This window comes from Bacillus sp. NPDC060175, assembly GCF_042728695.1.
Lineage (GTDB): Bacteria > Bacillota > Bacilli > Bacillales > Bacillaceae_G > Bacillus_A.
Genome location: NZ_JBHWYR010000175.1, coordinates 1 through 2,709 on the forward strand (window position 1 = coordinate 1; position 2,709 = coordinate 2,709).

At 30.5% G+C, this 2,709-nt stretch carries 2 protein-coding genes; both read left to right on the plus strand.

All coding sequences use genetic code 11. The features are described 5' to 3' along the window. Nucleotides 1–319: CBO0543 family protein (locus ACFWDE_RS30275; protein ID WP_377896366.1), on the plus strand; the 319-nt coding region annotated here is incomplete at its 5' end. Between the two features lie 633 nt (nt 320–952). Next, a complete protein-coding gene (locus ACFWDE_RS30280; protein ID WP_377896367.1) occupies nt 953–1,564 on the plus strand; it encodes a GTP pyrophosphokinase in 612 nt (203 codons plus the stop codon). The last annotated feature ends 1,145 nt before the right edge of the window (nt 1,565–2,709 follow it).

The window sequence follows — 2,709 nt, forward strand, 5'->3', positions numbered from 1 at the left end:
CGGCCTTTATTGTGGTTTTTGGAGAATTGCCCCTTTCCTTAGTCAAAAAACTTTGTCTAGCTTACCTTTCAATATAGGACTTTATCCGATTTTGGCAAGTTACTTGATATTCTTTATAAAGAAAACCAAAAGACCTTACTTGATGGTCTTTTTTATATCGCTATTTACTACTATTCTTGAAATGACATTAGTTTTAAGTGGGAAAATCGTATATGATAACGGATGGAATATTATTTGGACATTTTTTTCCTATATCATCCCTTATATGTGGGTGTACTGGTATTACCTCTATTTAAGAAAGTTACAAGTCATTAGCTAAATTTTGAAGGAAACATAATAGAAATCGAATATTTTTGATTGCCGATAACGAAAATTATGTAAAAAAGCTAGCATGGATCTAGGTTTTTCTTTTTTGTTCATAGATTTAAACCTCTTTATTTATTGTGTTTTGAATGTATACTTTCGTTATTGATTTTAGATAAATATACTTTTTTGGAATAGAAATGAAAGAGTGGGTATCAGAAATATCCAAAGTAACAATCTCAATGGATTTATACAGATAATCTAAAATAAAATAACCAAAGACTAAACAGTCCCTATGAGTAAATCTTGTCAATAAAAATCCGATTTCTAAATAATTCAGAAATCGGATTTTTTAGTTCCTCTAAATTGGATGCGGAAGTATTGTCTGATTTGAGTTCCGTATTTAACAATTCATGTGAACCACTTCGGAAAATATCGATTAGATTCGAATCGACGTCCTCCAGATATTAAATTTGATATCCCTGCATTACCTATTCCAATTGAAGGAGCTGGCTAATCTAAATGGTAATATACATGAAGAATTTTTAGAGTTAAGGCATTTTCTTTCTGTCTATCTGATGAACGTTTTTAATGTGATTGATTCAATTGAACAATACATGTGAAAAGTTGAAATAAGAGGGGGATTAACATGGAAGATGTAAGAAAATGGGGTCAATTTTTACTACCATATAAGTTTACTTTAGATGAAATGACAACCAAAATTAATATAATAGTTGAAGAAGCAAAGTATTTAAAAAACCATAATCAAATTGAGCATATTAAGACGAGACTTAAATCATTCGAAAGTATTCAACTAAAACTTGATAGAAAAGGGATTTCTCCTACAATGTCAAACTCAAGAGAACAGTTGTATGATATTGCAGGTATGAGAATCATTTGTTCTTTTGTAAATGACATTTATGATATATATTCTCAGCTATCCAAACGAAATGATATTAAAATTGTACAGGTGAAAGACTATATTGAAAATCCAAAATCAAATGGGTATCAGAGTTTACATGTAATTGTACAAATACCTGTAACACTATCCCAAAAAGTAGAGACTGTTTATGTTGAAATACAGCTTCGAACCTTAGCGATGGATTTTTGGGCTAGCCTAGAACATAAAATTTATTATAAGTATGACAAAAAAATCCCTTTCTATCTGGAGCAAGAGCTTATTGACGCGGCCAAAACTGCAAAATCTTTGGATGAAAAGATGAGGGACATTCATGTAAGAGTGGAAGGTTTGAAAGGTTAAAGAGGTATGTTAAGAATAAATAGGATCGCATGAAACAATTTTTTATAAAAAAGGACGAAAATACTTGATTGAAGCTGAAGAGATAAAGATTCAACACCAATGATTATCAATAATTGAAATACTAATGAGTGAACTACTCGCCACTTAGCAAAGCTTGAAGTGGGAGCTTCTCAGTTCCACGATGAAAGCAACCTCTCGTCTCCCTGAGCGTTACTTCGGGGTGTTCCATCCCTAGATGTCCAACGCTTGGACGCTCTTTTGGTACGGTTGATATTTTACGCAGGAACCGAATGGCTTGGTTTTCGCACTCAATTTTTTTCCTGTAACCTCATATATCAAGTTATCAAAGAACTTCACATAGCTAGTTTATCAAAAGCTTTTGTCTATGCCAAACCGAAATTCATCTCCCACCTACCGTTGGGCTACGCCCTTCACACGCTTGAGGAAGGAGAATTATTTCGGGGAATTCGTTAAAATAAAAAAGAACCTTCAGTAGGTTCTTTTTTATAGTTGGTAAATATGTGATCAACAATAGATAGTAATTTAGATGCTTTTTATTAATTGGCTCAGTTTTCTTAGGGAAGAAATCATTTTCTCATGACTTATTACTAGATATAAACAGACATTTCATTTATTAATTTGGATGGGTGATTTAGTTTTTTGGATTTTCCACGCTAAAATGTAAATTTTGTTTAGGGACAAAATGTTAAAGGTGTAAATTCTGAATTAACAGAAAAATTAGGTGGTAAAAATCCCATTGAATATTTTAACATGTAGTTCATTTTTCTTTGGCCATATTTTCATGTTGTTACCGAACGTTTATATGTGTCTAATGGAAAGAAATATTTTAAGTTTGTTACTATCTATTGTTTGATTAAAATGGTAACACGAAAATAAAACGTTTACAATAAAAAATAAAGAAAAAATATAAAAATTCGACTTTTTTCGACAAAATGATTGAGAGAGAAAAAATCTAAATTAAGTAAATCTTATATGTAGAGAGATTCTTTATCTCATAAATAACAGTTATAACATATGTAAATGTTCTATAAGTAATTAAAACGTCGAATATAAAATTATATTGTGACAATTATAAACAAAACATACTTAATAATTCATACTTAGACTAACAAATCAATTCATAA

Excerpts from the sequence above, each read along its gene's own strand:
- ACFWDE_RS30280 (WP_377896367.1), top strand. The coding sequence starts at position 953 with ATGGAAGATGTAAGAAAATGGGGTCAATTTTTACTACCATATAAGTTT.